The sequence below is a fragment of the Pseudomonas agarici genome, assembly GCF_001543125.1.
In the GTDB taxonomy this organism is placed as follows: domain Bacteria; phylum Pseudomonadota; class Gammaproteobacteria; order Pseudomonadales; family Pseudomonadaceae; genus Aquipseudomonas; species Aquipseudomonas agarici.
Genome location: NZ_CP014135.1, coordinates 311,720 through 329,144, shown reverse-complemented (window position 1 = coordinate 329,144; position 17,425 = coordinate 311,720). Strand labels below are relative to the sequence as shown.

Sequence of the window (17,425 nt, the reverse complement as noted above, 5' to 3'; positions counted from 1 at the left end):
CGATGTGTGCTGACGACGATTTTCTCCCCCACGACCTGCTCTGGGGGTTGAGCCCAGTGCAGTTGCCGGACGATGCGCCGGCCTGGGTGGGTGAGGCGCTGAGTCTCGGCCAGCCGGTGGTGGTGCGTCGGGCATTGGCGGCACCGGATCAGGTGCCGGTGGGGGTGCGCGGGGCATTGCGTGAGCAGCGTTTCGCCACGCTGCTGCCGCGAACGCTGGTCAAGCGTCGTGTACGGCCCGAAGACCTTATCGATATTGCCGATTGCGGGCGCGACTGGCCGGCATTGCAGGCGCTGCATTACCTGCGCCCCTTGCTGAATGCCTCGGGCATGGCGTGGGGAGTCGGCGGCAGTGCTGGTTTTGAATTGGCCAGCGGTTTGCCGATCCTGCATCAACAGAGCGACCTGGACTTGATCGTGCGTGCACCGCAAGCGTTGTCGCGTGGTCAGGCCGCTGGCCTGCTGCGCCAACTCGACAATCCGTTCTGTCGCGTCGACCTGCAATTGCAGGCGCCACGGGGCGCGGTGGCACTGGCGGAGTGGGCGGGCACGGCACGCCGGGTCCTGCTCAAGCGGGCCGAAGGTGCGGTATTGGTAGTCGACCCTTGGGCTGTCCGGGAGTGGGCGGCATGAGCAGCCTACTGGTATTTCCCGGCCAGGGCGCGCAACAGCCCGGCATGCTGCGGCGGTTGCCCGATGCCGCTGTCGTGCGCGATTGCTTGCGGGAAGCGAACGATGCGCTGGGCGAGCATATCGAGGAGTTGGATACGCCACAGGCCCTGGCTTCGACCCGTGCGGTCCAGCTCTGCCTGTTGGTCGCCGGTGTCGCGGCTACCCGGTTGTTGCAGGAAAACACCGCGCCGCCGCGCTATGTCGCTGGCCTGTCCATCGGCGCCTACCCGGCGGCGGTAGTCGCCGAATCACTGGACCTGGGCGATGCCGTGCGGCTGGTGAGCCTGCGTGGCGAGCTGATGCAACAGGCTTATCCTCAGGGCTATGGCATGACGGCCTTGATTGGGCTGGAGTTGGCGGCTGTCGACCAACTATTGGCTCAGGTACACAGTGAGCGCACGCCGGTCTATCTGGCGAATATCAACGCCGATAACCAGTGTGTGATCGCCGGTAGCGAGTCGGGCATGAATGCGCTGGTCGCCTTGATGAGCGGGAACGGCGCAGCGCGGCGCCTGGCAGTCAGCGTGCCGTCCCATTGTCCGTTGCTGGACGAGCCTGCCCAGGTATTGGCTGAGGCGTTTGCCAAGATATCGATGCGGGCACCGCGCTTGAGCTACCTCAGCGCCAGCAGCGCACGGCTGCTGCGCACCGCCGAACAGATCCGCGATGACCTGGCATTCAACATGTGCCGGGTGGTCGATTGGCGCGGGACCGTGCAAAGCGCCTACGAGCGTGGCGCTCGCCTGCAGATCGAATTGCCTCCCGGTGCGGTATTGACCGGCTTGGCGCGCCGGGTGTTCGAATCAGGCACCGTCATCGCCTTCGATGGTTCCCGGTTGGACAACCTCAAGGCGCTGCTGGATGAGGAGGGACGCCGTCACCGATAAACACCGGCTGCTGCTTCGAAGGACAAAAACAACAACTTCGACAATGCGATGCGAGGACGACAAAATGATTATCTACGGTGTGGCGCTGTTGGCGATCTGTACGTTGGCAGGGGTGATTCTGGGAGACATGCTCGGCGTGTTGCTGGGCGTGAAGTCCAATGTCGGCGGGGTCGGGATCGCGATGATCCTGCTGATCTGTGCGCGGTTGTGGATGCACAAGCACGGCGGCATGACCAAGGACTGCGAGATGGGTGTCGGTTTCTGGGGCGCCATGTACATTCCAGTGGTGGTCGCCATGGCCGCCAATCAGAACGTGGTCACGGCGCTTCATGGCGGGCCGGTGGCGGTACTGGCGGCGATTGGTTCGGTGGTGGTCTGCGGTTGCACCATTGCCCTGATCAGCCGGACTTACAAGGGCGAACCGTTACCGGATGAGCCAGTGGATGTGCTGCCCGTCGCTCCTGTCGCGGGAGGACGCTGATATGTGGGAACTCATCGAGAAGGGCCTGGAGCACAATGGGCTGGTCACGGCGTTCGCCTTCGTCGGCGTGGTGATGTGGGTGTCGGTGGTGGTGTCCAAGCGCCTGACCTTTGGCCGGATTCACGGCTCGGCGATCGCCATCGTCATCGGCCTGGTGCTGGCCTGGGTCGGTGGCACCCTGACCGGCGGGCAGAAAGGCCTGGCGGACCTGACGTTGTTCTCCGGCATCGGCCTGATGGGCGGGGCAATGTTGCGCGACTTCGCCATCGTTGCCACGGCCTTTGAGGTGCAGGCCAGCGAGGCGAGGAAGGCGGGGTTGATCGGTGCGTTGGCGTTGCTGCTGGGCACGGTGTTGCCGTTTATCGTCGGGGCAAGCATGGCCTGGGCCTTCGGTTATCGCGATGCGGTGAGCATGACCACCATCGGCGCCGGGGCAGTGACCTATATCGTCGGTCCGGTGACCGGTGCGGCGATTGGCGCGAGTTCTGATGTGGTGGCGTTGTCGATTGCGACAGGGTTGATCAAGGCGATCATTGTGATGGTCGGCACGCCGGTGGCGGCGCGCTGGATGGGCCTCGACAACCCACGTTCAGCGATGGTCTTCGGTGGCCTGGCGGGTACGGTCAGTGGTGTGACTGCTGGCCTGGCGGCGACGGATCGGCGCCTGGTGCCTTATGGCGCGCTGACGGCGACCTTCCATACCGGCCTGGGTTGCCTGCTCGGGCCTTCGGTGCTGTTCTTCATTGTGCGGGGTCTGATGGGCTGACCCGTCAATTCAGCCGGTTGGCATACATCCGGCATTCCGCGAGGAGCGCCAACAAATTGGGATCACGCTCCTTGGCCTTGAGGAACACCACGCCGATATGCTGTTGCAGGTGATAGTGCGCCTGCAACGGGATCAGCTTCACCCGGTTCTCGTACACCATCGCAATCCGCCCTGGCAGCAAGGCATAGCCGACGCCGGAACTGACCATGCTCAGGAGGGTGAAAATATCGTTGACCTGCATCGCCACCTTCGGTTCGAACCCTGCCTGCTCGAACACGCGGTTGCCGTCGCGGTGGGTGGCAAAGCCCTGGGTCAGCGTGATGAAGGTCATGTCCCGCAGGTCCGCCAGGTCGACTTCATCCTGTTGGGCGAAGGGCGAGTCGGCGGGGGTCGCGAGGAAAATATCATCGGCGAACAGCGGCAGATGCTCACAGTCCGGGTCGTGGGTGCTGTTATCCAGCGACACCAGGATCGCGTCCACTTCCATGTTCTTGAGCTTGTACAGCAGGTCGAAATTGGAGCCCAGAATCAGGTCGATATTCAGTTCGCTGCGGCGGATCTTCAGGCCCATGATCAGTTGCGGCACGGTCTTCACGGTCAGCGAATAGAGCGATCCGAGCTTGAAGCGTTCGGCGAAGAAACCGGCGGCCTCGCGGGTCATGCGCACACTTTCGACCACGTCTTGGATCAGTTTCTGTGCGCGCTCTTCCAGGACATAGGCGCTTTCCAGGGGGGTCAGGTTGCGGCCTTCGTGCTTGAACAACGGGCAACGCAAGGCGTTTTCCAGGGAATGGATGGCCCGGTGTACGCTGACGTTGCTGGTCTGCAACTCGGCCGCCGCCCGCGCCAGGTTGCCGGTGCGCATGAAGGCCAGGAACACCTCCAGCTTCTTCAGGGTCAACTCTTCGTCGATCAGCATGGCACCGGCTCTTTTTTGGAGGTCTCGATTGTGCCCAAGTCCTGGGGTTTTGGCTGAAGCTTTTTTCAGAACCAGTTGGCTCCCAGGGCGCTGCTCAGCAACCCGAGGGCGGTGCCGGCGATGATCAACCAGATGGCATTGACCCGGCTGAAATACACCACGGCGGCGCTGACCAGTGTCAGCAGCAAACTCAAGGTACTGGTTTCCATGCTACGAATCAGGATGTAGCTGGCGGCGAGGATCAACCCCATCGAGATCGGCAACAGGGCGCGCTTGATCCGCTGTACCCACGGTGTTTCGGTGTGTTTCTCCAGCCAACCGGCACCGAACCAGGTCAGCATCGAGCACGGCAGCAGCTTGGCCGCCAGGGCGACCATGGCGCCGGGCAGGCCCGCGGCCTGCTGGCCGATAAACACCAGGAACATGCCATTGGGCCCCGGCAGCGCTTGGGATAAGGCGAAGAAGGCGATGAACTGGGCATCGTTGACCCAGTTCATCTGAGTCACGGTGTAGCGGTGGATGTCACTCAGGGCCACGGTGTTGCCGCCGATGGACATCAATGACCAGAGCGCGCATTGGATCATCAGTTGAAACAGTACGGTCTGCATGGCTCAAGCTCGCTTGTCGACAAAACGCAGGGCAATCGACAGCGGAACACAAATCAACAGGACGCTCCATAGCGGCTGCACCAGCACGCCCATCAGGATAAAGGTCAGGCCAAAGGCGCAGTAGTTGGCGAGGTTGCGTGGCATGGCCTTGAGCAGGCGCAGGGTGGTGCCGAGCATCAGCCCGGTGGCGATCGGCATGATGGCACCGAACACCTGTTGCACCGCATCGATGTTCCACCAACGGGCGTAGGCAAAGCCCGCCAGCACGGTGATGATCGAGGGGAACAGATAGAGTCCCAGCAGCGCCACGCAAGCTCCCGGCAGACCGTGATGGCGCCGACCGTAGATGATGCTGACGTTGCCGATATTCGGTCCGGGGAAAAACTGCCCGGTGGTCAGCAGTTCGTTGAAGCCTTGTTCATCGACCCAGCGCCGACGGTCCACCATCATCTGCCGTGCCCAGGGCATCACGCCGCCGAAGCCGAACAGGCCGACCATGGCGAAGTTGTAGAAGAGTTGCCAGAGACTGGGTGACGGGAGAAGTGCGCTGGTCGGTGCGGTGGTGGGCGCCGTGACGGACATCAATGGGCTCCTTGGAACAGGTGAGGGCCGTTGCGAATTGGCAATGGGTCTTCAGTAAAACCGGTTCGGCGCTGTCACACCAGATGCCTGTCGATCAATTACCGGTCGCCGGGCATTGTCTTCCGGGCCGCGAGAGCTGAGGCCTGGTGGCCTGTGTGGCTGCTTCTGTCAGTCGATTTCGGCGCCACAAGCTCCTGACCTGCGTTGCAGAGCCTCGCCATGGACTTCTGGCATCCGCACTTGAGCTAACTAGCCGTACAGGTTATTAGTGAACAGTGTTCTGATCAATGGAGGTGAGCGGCAGATGTATCACGGGGAACGGTTCAACGCCTGGACCCACCTGGTGGGGGCGGTTCTGGCGTGCATCGGCGCCATCTGGCTGTTGGTGCTGGCGAGCCTGGATGGCAGCCCGTGGAAGATTGTCAGCGTGGCGATCTACGGCGTCACGCTGCTGGCCTTGTACAGCGTGTCGACGGTTTATCACAGTGTGCGCGGACGGGCGAAGGTGATCATGCAAAAGGTCGATCACCTGTCGATCTACCTATTGATTGCCGGCAGTTATACGCCGTTCTGCCTGATCACCTTGCGCGGGCCCTGGGGTTGGACCCTGTTCGGTATCGTCTGGGGGTTGGCAGTGCTCGGCATGCTGCAGGAGATCAAGCCACGCTCCGAAGCTCGGGTGCTGTCGATCGTGATCTATGCGGTGATGGGTTGGATTGTGCTGGTCGCTATCAAGCCGTTACTGGCAGCACTGGGCATGGTCGGCTTTATCTGGCTGGCCACGGGCGGCGCGCTGTATACCCTGGGGATCATCTTCTTTGCCCTCGATCACCGGCTGCGCCATGCCCATGGGATCTGGCATCTGTTCGTGATCGGCGGCAGTGTCCTACATTTCGTGGCGATCTCCTGGTTTGTGATCTGAAACCTTTGTGGCAGACCACTACAGGCCACTAGAAGTCACCCCACAACTGCTGGGCCAGCGCCAGCGCCACCACCGGTGCGGTTTCGGTGCGCAGAACCCGTGGACCGAGGCGCGCCGACAGGTAACCGGCCTTTGCCGCCTGCTCGACCTCGCCATCGGACAGGCCGCCTTCGGGGCCGATCAGAAACGCCAGAGTGCCCGGCTTCGGGTGGCTGGCCAGCGGCTCGGCCACCGGGTGCAGCACCAGTTTCAGGTCGGCCTCGGCCTGTTTCAGCCACTCGTTCAACAGCAGCGGCGGATGAATCATCGGCAACGTAGAGCGACCGCACTGTTCACAGGCGCTGATTGCGATCTGTCGCCAGTGGGCCAGGCGCTTGTCGGCGCGTTCGTCCTTGAGGCGCACTTCGCAGCGCTCGCTGACAATCGGTGTGATTTGGTTGACACCCAGCTCGGTAGCCTTCTGGATCGCCCAGTCCATCCGCTCGCCACGGGACAGACCCTGGCCGAGATGGATGTGCAGCGATGAATCGGCTTGCCCGGCGAAGCGTTCGGTCAGTTGGATACGCACGTGCTTCTTGCCGACTTCCAGCAGGGTGCCGAGGAATTCGCTGCCCGAGCCATCGAACACTTGCAACGCGTCGCCTTCGCCCATGCGTAGCACGCGACCGATATAGTGCGCCTGGGCCTCCGGTAGCAGGTGTTCGCCAAGGCTCAGCGGGGTGTCGATAAAAAAGCGGGACAGGCGCATTTGAAGTCTCTATTGAAAGTCGTATGCGTGAAGGACAATGATCTGTGCGTGACAAGCGCGATTGCCCGCTCGCCACAAATCTGCATGATCCTTTAGCCCGGATCACGAAAGTCCGGGTGGAAGTTGGCCGGCACCGCCACGCGGATGTCGCTGCGGGTGGCGATGTCGATGCCTTCGCTGGCGACCTCGGCCAGAAAGTCGATCTGCTCTGGCGTAATCACATAGGGCGGTAGGAAATACACCACACTGCCCAGCGGACGCAACAGCGCGCCGCGCTCCAGCGCGTGCTGGAAGACCTTCAGGCCACGGCGCTCCTGCCATGGGTAGGCAGTCTTGCCGGCCTTGTCCTGGACCATTTCGATGGCCAGGGCCATGCCGGTCTGGCGCACCTCGCCCACATGGAGGTGATCCGCCAGGTGTGCGGTGGCACTGCCCATGCGTTGGGCCAGGGCTTTGTTGTTCTCGATGACGTTGTCCTGCTCGAAAATATCCAGAGTCGCCAGTGCCGCCGCGCAGGCCAGGGGGTTGCCGGTGTAACTATGGGAGTGGAGGAACGCGCGCAGGGTCGGATAGTCGTCGTAGAAGGCGCTGTAGACCTCTTCGGTGGTCAGGCAGGCCGCCAGCGGCAAGTAGCCACCGGTCAGGGCTTTGGACAGACACAGGAAATCCGGGCGGATACCGGCCTGTTCACAGGCGAACAGGGTGCCGGTGCGACCGAAGCCCACGGCGATTTCATCGTGGATCAGATGCACGCCGTAGCGGTCGCAGGCCTCGCGCAGCAACTTGAGGTAGATCGGATGGTACATGCGCATGCCGCCGGCGCCTTGGATCAACGGCTCGACGATCACGGCGGCGACGCTGTCGTGATGCTCGGCCAGCGCCTGTTCCATGAGCAGGAACATGTTGCGCGAATGCGCTTCCCAGCTCATGCCTTGCGGGCGTAGGTAGCAATCCGGGCTAGGAACCTTGATGGTGTCCAGCAGCAGGGCCTTGTAGGTCTCGGTGAACAACGGCACATCACCCACCGACATCGCCGCCACGGTTTCGCCGTGATAGCTGTTGGTCAGTGTGATATAGCGCTTCTTTTCCGGGCGGCCACGGTTGAGCCAATAGTGAAAGCTCATCTTCAACGCGACTTCGATGCAGGATGAGCCATTGTCGGCGTAGAAGCAGCGAGTCAAGCCTTCGGGTGTCATTTTCACCAGACGCTCGGACAGCTCAATCACTGGCTGATGGCTGAAGCCGGCGAGAATCACGTGCTCCAGCTGATCGAGCTGGTCCTTGATGCGCTGGCTGATCCGCGGGTTGCAGTGGCCAAACACGTTGACCCACCACGAGCTCACGGCGTCGAGATAGCGTTTGCCGTCGAAGTCTTCCAGCCAGACGCCTTCACCGCGCCTGATCGGAATCAACGGCAGCACTTCGTGATCTTTCATCTGGGTGCAGGGGTGCCACACGACCTCGAGATCGCGTTTCATCCACTGGTTGTTCAGGCTCATTTCCACTCTCCCGCGGGCGGCTCGCGACAGGCGCGGGCAAACAATCGGCAAGCCTATGCAATGCTGGGCCGTGGGACAACCCTTTGGGGGCATTTACCCGATCCGCAGTCGACCGCTGAGCTTGTAGGGCGCAGGCTATGACGGTTTTTTGCGATTGTGGCCCTGGTAGTTCGACTAGAGGCGTTTCCCAGGCTGTTCTAGCTGAGCGGTGACCTTAATATTTTCTTAACCCACTCGTCTCAGATTTATGATCGTATTTCTCGATATTTCGAAAGTGAAATTTCCGCTTCAACTCGATAGATAAATCATTAATCTTGGACGCAATACTTGCAGGATTCGGCGATGCAGCTACGTAATTCATCTTCTCGCTACGGTGCGATCAGCATGCTTCTGCATTGGGGCGTGGCGCTGATGGTCTTCGGCCTTTTTGCGCTGGGTTTGTGGATGGTCGGTCTCGACTACTACAGCGAATGGCGCAAGGCCGCTCCGGACCTGCATAGAAGTATCGGCTTGAGCCTGTTTGCGGTGATGGTCCTGCGGCTGATCTGGCGCTTTATCAGCCCACCGCCGCCAGCCCCGTCCCATCATGGCCGCCTGACCCGCGTGAGCGCCAAGCTTGCCCACGGGGTGCTCTATCTCGCTCTGTTCACCCTGATGTTTTCCGGATACCTGATTTCCACCGCCGAAGGTGTCGGGATTACGGTGTTCAAACTGTTCGACGTGCCCGCCTGGATTTCCAGTATCCCCGATCAGGCGAATGTGGCGGGTACGGTGCATTTGTACTTGGCCTGGACGGTGGTGATCTTTGCCGGTCTCCACGGCCTGGCGGCCCTGAAACATCATTTTATCGACCGTGATGCGACCTTGACTCGCATGCTGGGTCGCGAAGCCTGATGCTCAACCTCGACTTAAAAGGAATAGAAACATGTTGAAAAAAACTCTCGCCGCTCTCGCCGTCGGTGCCGCTCTGCTGTCCGTGGGGCAGGCGATGGCTGCCGATTATGTGATCGACAAGGAAGGCCAGCACGCCTTCATCGACTGGAAGATCAGCCACTTGGGCTATAGCTTCGTTCACGGCACTTTCAAGGACTGGAGCGGTAAGTTCAGTTTTGACGCTAAGGCTCCTGAAGCGAGCAAAATTGAGGTCGAGCTGAAAACCGCCAGCGTGTTCTCCAACCACGCCGAACGTGACAAGCACATCGCGGGCAAAGATGCTCTGGAAGCGGACAAGTATCCGCAAGCCAAGTTCGTTTCCACCGCCGTCAAGTCCACTGGCGAGAAAACCGCTGACGTGACGGGTGACCTGACCCTGCACGGTATGACTAAGCCCGTGACTTTCAAGGCCACGTTCAACAGCGAGGGTCAGGATCCATGGGGTGAATACCGTGCCGGCTTCAACGGCACCACCACCCTCAATCTGAACGATTTCGGCATCAAGGGGCCGGGCCCGTTTGCCCAGACCCTGGACCTGGATATCTCGTTTGAAGGGGTGCGGACGAAGTAACCCCGAGACTGTGGCAGCAGGTGATCGGGGCTGGAGCGCCCGCACGGCTTTTGACGGGCTTCCGGTCCTTATCGCTGGCGAGCCGGCTCCCACGGTCATGCACCTATCCGCGGTGAACGGGCACCTATAATAATGCCCCAACAAAAACGCCCCCGGCTCTCACGAGCCGGGGGCGTTTTTTATCACCGATGCAAACTCAGCGATTGCGCGTCAACAGCGCCGGTTTTTCGCCACGCGGGCGGTTCGGCAACTGATCCAACTGCTCAGGCGTCAGGGAGCGATCGATCTTCGATTCCTTGTGCATGATCTTCGGCTGGTTATCGCGTGGGCCTTTGACGGCGGGCTCCTGGCGCATTGGCAGGTCATCGCGCGCTGGACGCCGACTGCGTGGCTCTTCACGCCGTGCCTGACCGTCCCGTGGCGCACCGTTGCGTGGGTTGCCGCGCTTGGCCGGCGCAGTACCGGTGCTCGCGCCGCCGCCGTTACGCGGGGCGTTCTGGCGACCCTGGGAAGCACCGCCACCACGTGCCGGGGTAGCTGGCCCCGGAGCGCCCGGACGGCGACCACGACCCTGGTTCTTCGGCGCCTGCGGCACGTAGTCGACGCGGTTGCCGAAGTTGTCGATATCGTCGTCGAGAAATTCGTCCGGAGCACGATCCGCCGCTGCGCGAGGTACCGGACGTTGCTGTTCGCGAGGCGAGTTGTCACGGGTTTTCTGCTCGCGGGCCGGACGCTCACCGCGACCGCTGGCCGCTGGTTTTTCCTTGCCACCCTTGTCCTTGCCCTTGTCTTTACGACCGCCACCACCGCCGCCGCCATTCGGGCCGTCGCCGCGTGGGCCACGTGGATTGCGTGGGTTACGTACATCCGGACGCTCGCGCACTTCCGGTTTCTCCGCTTCCACGGCACTGGCGTCAAAGCCCATCAGGTCGCCGTCGGCGATTTTCTGCTTGGTCATGCGCTCGATGCTCTTCAGCAGTTTTTCTTCGTCCGGGGCAACCAGAGAAATCGCTTCGCCCGAACGACCGGCACGACCGGTCCGACCGATACGGTGGACATAGTCTTCATCGACGTTCGGCAGTTCGAAGTTGACCACATGGGGCAACTGATCGATATCCAGGCCACGGGCGGCGATATCGGTGGCGACCAGGATCCGCACGTCGCCGGCCTTGAAGTCGGCCAGGGCCTTGGTGCGGGCGTTCTGGCTCTTGTTGCCGTGAATGGCGACGGCGCTCAGGCCGTGCTTGTCCAGGTACTCGGCCAGGCGGTTGGCGCCGTGCTTGGTGCGGGTGAACACCAGGACCTGTTCCCAGGCGCCGGCGGTGATCAGGTGCGCCAGCAGCGAACGTTTGTGGCTGGCCGCCAGGCGAAACACGCGCTGTTCGATGCGCTCTACCGTGGTGTTCGGCGGCGTGACTTCGATGCGTTCCGGGTTGTGCAGCAGCTTGCCGGCGAGGTCGGTGATGTCTTTGGAGAAGGTCGCCGAGAACAATAGGTTCTGTCGTTTGGCCGGCAGCCGTGCGAGAACTTTCTTCACGTCATGGACAAACCCCATGTCGAGCATGCGGTCGGCTTCGTCCAGCACGAGGATTTCCACGTGAGACAGGTCGACGCTGCCTTGGCCGCACAGATCAAGCAAACGACCCGGGCAGGCCACCAGTACGTCGACACCTCGGGACATGGCCTGGACCTGTGGATTCATGCCGACACCGCCGAAGATACAGGCGCTGACGAACTTCAGGTCGCGAGCATAGACCTTGAAACTCTCGTGCACCTGGGCGGCCAGTTCGCGGGTCGGGGTCAGGACCAGCACACGGGGTTGACGTGGGCCATGGCGTTGGGACTTGTCCGGGTGACCGTTGGGGAACAACCGCTCCAAAATCGGGAGGGCGAAGCCGCCGGTTTTACCCGTACCTGTCTGTGCCGCGACCATAAGGTCGCGACCTTGCAACACGGCGGGAATGGCCCGCTGTTGCACCGGAGTAGGCTCGGTATAGCCGGCTGCCTCGATGGCGCTGACTAAAGCCTCGGAGAGACCGAGGGAAGCAAAGGACATGAGTAATCCTGTTCAGTTAGGGCAAAGCCCGATGGGAATCTTGCCTGGCGCGAATGGCGTCTGGGGGCTGGACGAGCACGGCCGGCGTACAACACGGCGATTTTTCGTTCAGTCCTGAAGGACGCTATCCCGTCCGGTCCTGCTGGAACTTGAGGCTCTACGCACGGTGCGCGCGGGCCGTTGGGCGGCGCTGGTCATCGTGTCGGAATACCTGATGCAAGGTCGAGCGTCCGGGCGTGAGCCTGGCGGGAACGCCGGAGTATAACAGAGCAATCGGCGTGTGCTGCTTTCCTGCTGCTCAGCGGTTCACTGCTTTTTGCTTTCCTGGGGCATCGAGTGATTTTGCGGTCGATGCGGCTCCGGCATAGCGGGCGGTGAGCTCGGCGTAGGCCGGCTCGCGCTTGAAGCGCTTGAGTTCGGCATCGAAACGCTGCGCCAGTAGATCCATGCCGGCGTTTCGACGCAGGGCCAGGTACTGGCCACCCTGGCGAATCACCGCCGGGTACTGGGCAATCCGTTCTCGCAGATGAAACTTTTCAAGCATGCGCTGGCCGACCCGGCGGTCGGTGATCAGCAAGTCGATGCGTCCCAAGTCCAGCTTGCCGAAGTTGGCTTCATGAGTGGGCGCGGCTTCGCGTCTGAACTGGGTCGAGTGGCTGAATGGCGTGCCATAGAAGTAACCGGGAGAGGTGCCGATGGTCAGCCCCTTGAGATCATCGAGGGTGTTGAAAGGGTGCGGGCGGGCCTTGGCGTAGAAGAGCACGAACTCCACTTTGGAGAGGGGCTCATCGGGATACAACAGCGTCGCCTCGCGTTCATTGTTGTGAAGGATATCCAGGGCGCCATCGGCCTGGCCCTGTTCGAGCATCGCCAGGCAGCGCTTCCATGGCAGGAATTGCCATTCCACTTCAACGCCCAGGCGTTGGAGGACGATGGCCGTGGTTTCGTAATCGAGCCCCAGTCTCCGACCGTTCTCTTCGTAGACATAGGGCGCCCAGGGTTCGGTGACAATACGCAGTTTTTCACCTCGAGCCGCAAAGCTCAGGCAGGCGAAAAGAACGGTTGTCAGAAGCTGGGCAATGATGGGCATTACCAAAGACTACGATGGAAAGGCTTGAGATAGAAGCTTTGAAGCTCTATTTATCGGGCAACCGCAGCAGGTGTTGGCAAATAGTTTGACGACGATTACCCAAGAGCAGGTGCACGGTGGTTCGATCAAACCACTGAGTCAATTCTTCATCGGACAACGTCTTGCCCAGACGCTCTTCCAGGCTCTGTCGCGCTTTCTCCCACCAGACCGTGCCGCACGCCTGATCGAACTCGTTGGCGTGCTCATGGCAACCATAAAGGATTTCCCGGAAGAACTGACGCTGGTGTTTCGGCAAGATCCGGGTGGTTAGTTTGTTCAATAGCCTTCTTCCCCGGGGCGGACGTGGCAGGCGGTCTGTCACCTTACGGGTGTCGGCAAGGGCTTGATCGCTGACCGGGTTGCCAGCGTGCTTGTGTATCCAGGCCTTTACCTTGGCTCTGAACAATTGTTTGCGACCCCAATAGTGATGGATCAGGTCCGGGCACTCCTTGACGTTGACAGTGCGATAGGCCGCCACGGACAAGCAGAACTCTTCCAGAGTGTATGCGCCTTGGGCGAAGGGAAAGAGTTCATCCATCAGCGCTATCGAGCGGTCCAGGACGCCCACGTCTTGCCGGGTTAAACCGATGACTCCGGAATTGAGCGTCATCATCTGGTCATCGGCCAGGTTCCTGCTCCTGAGGCGCTCGGAGAGCGCCGTGTACAGGGGCAATTTCTTGTTTGCTCCATAGGTGGTGTAAAAAGCGTTGCACAGGAGGGTGCCGGGCTCCACGCGTCGGAACAGCTCAATGGGTGAGCGTCGGAAAAAGGTATCCGTGTCGATCAGTAGTGCCTGCTCGCACTCTTCGAGCACGGCGCGCAGCGCCACATGTTTAGTGCGAAAGTGATAGCCGTGGGGGCCGCACCAGCGTTTGCGCGTGACCTCTGCCAGGGCGTCGATCCGCACTGGCAGGTGCCGATAGGGCTTGGGGTTGTCGCTGAATACCCTGATATCGACTTCGGCCCCTGGGGTTTCCCGCAGGCACGCCAATGCACTGGCGATGCTGAAGACTGCTTCTTGATGGTAAGTCTCAGCCCCGAATACCAGATAAACCAGTTGCGGGCGGGTGGTGAGGGCAGCGGTGGTCATGGCAACAGGTTTCCGTGAACTGCAAGGCTGTGCATGCCCTCGGCGGTGCGAGGGCAGCTTTCTAGCGCGGCAGTCTCAGGTTGTTCCAGATCGCCAGGCTCGGTTCGGCTTGGTTCAGAGTATAGAAATGTAACCCTGGGGCACCGCCTTGCAACAAACGCTCACACATTTCACTGATCACTTGCTCGCCAAATGTCTGGATGCTCTGGCTGTCATCGCCGTAAGCCTCCAGTTGCTTGCGGATCCAGCGCGGAATTTGCGCGCCGCAGGCATCGGAGAAACGCGCCAGCTTGCTGTAGTTGGTGATCGGCATGATACCTGGCACGATCGGAATATTGACGCCCGCCGCCCGTACCCGGTCGACGAAGTAGAAATAGCTGTCGGCGTTGAAGAAGTACTGGGTAATCGCACTGTCGGCACCGGCATTGACCTTGTGCACGAAGTGTTGGATGTCGTCTTCGAAATTGCGCGCCTGCGGGTGCATTTCCGGGTAAGCGGCAACTTCGATATGAAAGTGACTACCCGTCTCTTGGCGGATAAAGCTGACCAGATCATTGGCGTGGCGCAGTTCGCCGCTGGCCATGCCCATCCCGGACGGCAGGTCGCCGCGCAAGGCGACGATACGGTGGATACCGGCGGCCTTGTACTGGGCCAGTAGGTCGCGCAGGTCGTCCTTGCTGTCGCCGACGCAGGACAAGTGCGGCGCGGCGGGAATCTTTACCTCGCTCTCAAGCTGCAACACGGTGTTGATCGTGCGGTCGCGGGTCGAGCCACCGGCACCGTAGGTGCAGGAAAAGAAATCGGGGTCGTGGCTGGCCAACTGGCGAGCAGTGGCAAGCAATTTTTCATGCCCAGCATCGGTCTTGGTGGGGAAGAACTCGAAGCTGTAGCGACGATCTTGGGACATGGTAATACCCTTGTGAACTCGTAAGCCTGTATCGGGGTGGGCTGTTAGATCGTTGTCGCGGGCAAGCCCGCCCTTACGGGGCGGGCAGGCAATCCGGCCGATCAGTAGCGATAGGCGTGCGGCTTGAACGGACCTTCGACAGCCACGCCGATGTAATCGGCTTGGGTCTTGGTCAGTTGGGTGACCACGCCGCCGAAGCCGCGCACCATTTCCAGGGCCACTTCTTCGTCGAGCTTCTTCGGCAGTACTTCAACGGTCAGGCGCTCGGCTTTCTGGGCGGGCGACAGGTTGGCGAACTTCTGGCCGAACAGGAAGATTTGTGCCAGGACCTGGTTGGCGAACGAACCGTCCATGATGCGGCTAGGGTGACCGGTAGCGTTGCCCAGGTTCACCAGGCGGCCTTCGGCCAGCAGGATCAGGTAGTCATCGTTCTGTGGGTCGAAATCGCCGTGGCCGGTGCGGTGGATCTTGTGTACCTGTGGCTTGACCTCTTCCCATGCCCAGTTCTTGCGCATGAAAGCGGTGTCGATTTCGTTGTCGAAGTGACCGATGTTACAGACCACGGCACGTTTCTTCAGGGCCTTGAGCATGTTCGCGTCGCAGACGTTGACGTTGCCGGTCGTCGTCACGATCAGATCGATTTTGCCCAGCAGGGCCTTGTCGATGCTGGCTTCGCTACCGTTGTTGATCCCGTCGATGAACGGCGAAACCAGTTCGAAACCGTCCATGCAGGCCTGCATGGCACAGATCGGGTCGACTTCGGAAACCTTGACGATCATGCCTTCCTGGCGCAGGGACTGGGCCGAACCCTTGCCCACGTCACCATAGCCGATGACCAGCGCTTGCTTGCCGGAAAGCAGGTGGTCGGTGCCACGCTTGATGGCATCGTTGAGGCTGTGACGGCAGCCATATTTGTTGTCGTTCTTGCTCTTGGTTACTGAGTCGTTGACGTTGATGGCCGGGATCTTCAACTCGCCCTTGGCCAGCATGTCCAGCAGGCGATGGACGCCGGTGGTGGTTTCTTCGGTGACGCCGTGGACTTTTTCCAGGACAGCCGGGTATTTCTTGTGCAGCAACTCGGTCAAGTCACCGCCATCGTCGAGAATCATGTTGGCATCCCAAGGCGTGCCGTCCTTCAGGATGGTTTGCTCCAGGCACCACTCGTACTCTTGCTCGGTTTCGCCTTTCCAGGCAAATACAGGGATACCGGCAGCCGCGATGGCGGCAGCGGCCTGATCCTGGGTCGAGAAAATGTTGCAGGACGACCAGCGAACTTCGGCGCCCAGGGCAACCAGGGTTTCGATCAGCACGGCGGTCTGGATGGTCATATGGATGCAACCGAGGATCTTCGCGCCCTTGAGCGGTTGCTCGGCCAGGTACTTGCGGCGCAGGCCCATCAGGGCAGGCATTTCCGATTCGGCGATGATGGTTTCGCGACGGCCCCAGGCTGCCAGGGACATATCGGCGACTTTGTAGTCAGTGAAATCTGCAGGCGTGTTGACAGCGCTCATAGAGAGCCTCCATTCGTAGTGTGCGAATGGGCGCCGTTGTGCGTTTAGTCTCCGGAGCAACTGATACGACCGGAGAACGCCCCATCCGAGCCTGACAGGTTGAGCCTGCTGCAGCGCCCCTCGGACAGGTGGCGGGAAAACGGTATCAAGAGCGGATGACCGTTTTGAATCGGCGCCGATTATAGCGGCCCGCGGCTGACTTCCCAAGAGTTTCTGTCGCTTCGATGAAGATTATTCAAGGTGATCGTAGCGGCGCTCATGGCGTTTGATCGTGTGGTCTGCCGTGCTCGGTGGTGTGATGCCGGAGTGGCTTCGGCCTTGCACCGACACACAATCGTAAGGGCGAAGGGCTGTCAAACAGCCTCCTGGCCTGCGCGGTATTTTTCGGTGGATGATCGTGAGTGGTTGGAGTCGTCGGGCAAGCGTTCTAACATGAAGGTTCAGGCTTGCCGGATAGTTTCATCCGGTGACAGCACGGTCAGGAGAGCGCATGAATTTCCACACCCGCAAATGGGTCAAACCCGAAGACCTCAACCCCAACGGCACCCTGTTCGGCGGTAGCCTGCTGCGCTGGATCGACGAGGAGGCGGCAATCTACGCGATTGTCCAGTTAGGCAACCAGCGCGTGGTGACCAAGTACGTCTCCGAGATCAACTTCGTCAGCGCCTCGCGGCAGGGCGATATCATCGAACTGGGTATCACCGCCACCGAATTCGGTCGCACGTCGATCACCCTGACCTGTGAAGTGCGCAACAAGATCACCCGCAAAAGCATCCTGACCGTGGAAAAGATCGTCTTCGTCAATCTCGGCGAAGACGGCTTGCCGACGCCTCACGGACGGACCGAGATCAAGTATGTGAAAGACCAGTTCAAGGAAGACGAGACCGACGAAAGCTGATCGCCGCCCGCACTGAACATTCCTGGCCCCCAAGTGCGGTAATAACCGTGCCTTGGGTTCCAGGAGCGGCAGGTGCGTTATTGGCCCACTGCAGTACCTGCGGCTCGCTAAGAGGGTGTAGGCAAAATAAACTAAGTGAATTGTGCCTTCGCAGGAACAGCTTTGAAATCATGCATCGAAGCGGACGACCGTGTGCGATTGCCGCGGAGCAGCGCCTGCGAGCAGGGTTGGCCGCTGACGCAGGTCG

18 protein-coding genes and 1 riboswitch are annotated in these 17,425 nt (G+C 60.8%); of the genes, 8 read left to right on the top strand and 10 right to left on the bottom strand.

The genetic code is table 11. From position 1 onward, the window contains the following. Positions 1–2: 2 nt before the first annotated feature. The 4 genes from AWM79_RS01530 to madM all read left to right on the top strand — a co-directional run bounded on the left by AWM79_RS01530 (position 3) and on the right by madM (position 2,805). Positions 3–632 carry a malonate decarboxylase holo-ACP synthase gene (locus tag AWM79_RS01530; protein WP_060781984.1) on the top strand — a complete coding sequence of 210 codons (630 nt, stop codon included), beginning with the start codon at positions 3–5 and terminating at the stop codon, positions 630–632. Continuing rightward, positions 629–1,558, top strand: coding sequence for a malonate decarboxylase subunit epsilon (gene mdcH, locus AWM79_RS01525; RefSeq protein WP_017130456.1), 930 nt, complete (start codon positions 629–631; stop codon positions 1,556–1,558). The genes AWM79_RS01530 and mdcH overlap by 4 nt, the downstream gene beginning before the upstream one ends. Before the next feature lie 64 nt (positions 1,559–1,622). Continuing rightward, complete coding sequence (madL, locus tag AWM79_RS01520; protein ID WP_017130455.1) at positions 1,623–2,039, top strand: malonate transporter subunit MadL; 417 nt, start codon at positions 1,623–1,625, stop codon at positions 2,037–2,039. 1 nt (position 2,040) lies between these two features. Then, positions 2,041–2,805: a malonate transporter subunit MadM gene (gene madM, locus AWM79_RS01515; RefSeq protein ID WP_017130454.1), complete on the top strand. Its 765-nt coding sequence runs from the start codon at positions 2,041–2,043 to the stop codon at positions 2,803–2,805. Between the two features lie 4 nt (positions 2,806–2,809). Here the strand turns inward: madM and AWM79_RS01510 are convergent, their stop codons facing one another. The 3 genes from AWM79_RS01510 to AWM79_RS01500 all read right to left on the bottom strand — a co-directional run bounded on the left by AWM79_RS01510 (position 2,810) and on the right by AWM79_RS01500 (position 4,914). After that, positions 2,810–3,724, bottom strand: a complete 915-nt coding sequence (locus tag AWM79_RS01510) for a LysR family transcriptional regulator (protein WP_060781983.1) — start codon at positions 3,722–3,724, stop codon at positions 2,810–2,812. A gap of 65 nt (positions 3,725–3,789) precedes the next feature. Beyond that, positions 3,790–4,332, bottom strand: coding sequence for a chromate transporter (locus AWM79_RS01505; protein ID WP_017130452.1), 543 nt, complete (start codon positions 4,330–4,332; stop codon positions 3,790–3,792). A 3-nt stretch (positions 4,333–4,335) separates the two neighbouring features. Continuing rightward, a complete protein-coding gene (locus AWM79_RS01500; RefSeq protein ID WP_017130451.1) occupies positions 4,336–4,914 on the bottom strand; it encodes a chromate transporter in 579 nt (192 codons plus the stop codon). A gap of 304 nt (positions 4,915–5,218) precedes the next feature. On the opposite strand from AWM79_RS01500, the gene trhA reads away from it, so the two are divergent. Next, complete coding sequence (gene trhA, locus AWM79_RS01495) at positions 5,219–5,836, top strand: PAQR family membrane homeostasis protein TrhA (RefSeq protein WP_017130450.1); 618 nt, start codon at positions 5,219–5,221, stop codon at positions 5,834–5,836. 28 nt (positions 5,837–5,864) lie between these two features. Here the strand turns inward: trhA and AWM79_RS01490 are convergent, their stop codons facing one another. Together AWM79_RS01490 and AWM79_RS01485 are read right to left on the bottom strand one after the other, a co-directional pair. Then, positions 5,865–6,584, bottom strand: coding sequence for a 16S rRNA (uracil(1498)-N(3))-methyltransferase (locus tag AWM79_RS01490; RefSeq protein ID WP_017130449.1), 720 nt, complete (start codon positions 6,582–6,584; stop codon positions 5,865–5,867). 92 nt (positions 6,585–6,676) lie between these two features. After that, positions 6,677–8,083: an adenosylmethionine--8-amino-7-oxononanoate transaminase gene (locus tag AWM79_RS01485; protein WP_017130448.1), complete on the bottom strand. Its 1,407-nt coding sequence runs from the start codon at positions 8,081–8,083 to the stop codon at positions 6,677–6,679. A 342-nt stretch (positions 8,084–8,425) separates the two neighbouring features. Between AWM79_RS01485 and AWM79_RS01480 the strand changes: the two genes are divergently transcribed. Together AWM79_RS01480 and AWM79_RS01475 are read left to right on the top strand one after the other, a co-directional pair. Then, positions 8,426–8,977: a cytochrome b gene (locus tag AWM79_RS01480; protein ID WP_017130447.1), complete on the top strand. Its 552-nt coding sequence runs from the start codon at positions 8,426–8,428 to the stop codon at positions 8,975–8,977. Positions 8,978–9,008: 31 nt separating this feature from the next. Then, positions 9,009–9,587 carry a YceI family protein gene (locus AWM79_RS01475; RefSeq protein ID WP_060781982.1) on the top strand — a complete coding sequence of 193 codons (579 nt, stop codon included), beginning with the start codon at positions 9,009–9,011 and terminating at the stop codon, positions 9,585–9,587. A 196-nt stretch (positions 9,588–9,783) separates the two neighbouring features. Here AWM79_RS01475 and rhlE2 read toward each other — a convergent pair whose 3' ends face one another. From rhlE2 to ahcY, 5 genes are all read right to left on the bottom strand, one after another. Further along, entirely contained in the window at positions 9,784–11,643 is a 1,860-nt protein-coding gene (gene rhlE2 / locus AWM79_RS01470; RefSeq protein ID WP_060781981.1) for an RNA helicase RhlE2, read from the bottom strand. Positions 11,644–11,941: 298 nt separating this feature from the next. After that, positions 11,942–12,733 (bottom strand): substrate-binding periplasmic protein, encoded by a 792-nt coding sequence (locus AWM79_RS01465; protein WP_017130444.1) that lies wholly within the window; start codon positions 12,731–12,733, stop codon positions 11,942–11,944. A 46-nt stretch (positions 12,734–12,779) separates the two neighbouring features. Next, positions 12,780–13,862 carry a hypothetical protein gene (locus tag AWM79_RS01460; protein WP_060781980.1) on the bottom strand — a complete coding sequence of 361 codons (1,083 nt, stop codon included), beginning with the start codon at positions 13,860–13,862 and terminating at the stop codon, positions 12,780–12,782. A gap of 61 nt (positions 13,863–13,923) precedes the next feature. Then, positions 13,924–14,769 (bottom strand): methylenetetrahydrofolate reductase [NAD(P)H], encoded by an 846-nt coding sequence (gene metF, locus AWM79_RS01455; protein WP_060781979.1) that lies wholly within the window; start codon positions 14,767–14,769, stop codon positions 13,924–13,926. A 101-nt stretch (positions 14,770–14,870) separates the two neighbouring features. Further along, positions 14,871–16,280: an adenosylhomocysteinase gene (gene ahcY, locus AWM79_RS01450; protein ID WP_060781978.1), complete on the bottom strand. Its 1,410-nt coding sequence runs from the start codon at positions 16,278–16,280 to the stop codon at positions 14,871–14,873. Between the two features lie 21 nt (positions 16,281–16,301). Further along, positions 16,302–16,408: riboswitch (S-adenosyl-L-homocysteine riboswitch) on the bottom strand. Between the two features lie 362 nt (positions 16,409–16,770). Here ahcY and AWM79_RS01445 point away from each other — a divergent pair. Further along, positions 16,771–17,178, top strand: coding sequence for an acyl-CoA thioesterase (locus AWM79_RS01445; RefSeq protein WP_017130441.1), 408 nt, complete (start codon positions 16,771–16,773; stop codon positions 17,176–17,178). Positions 17,179–17,425 lie beyond the last annotated feature (247 nt).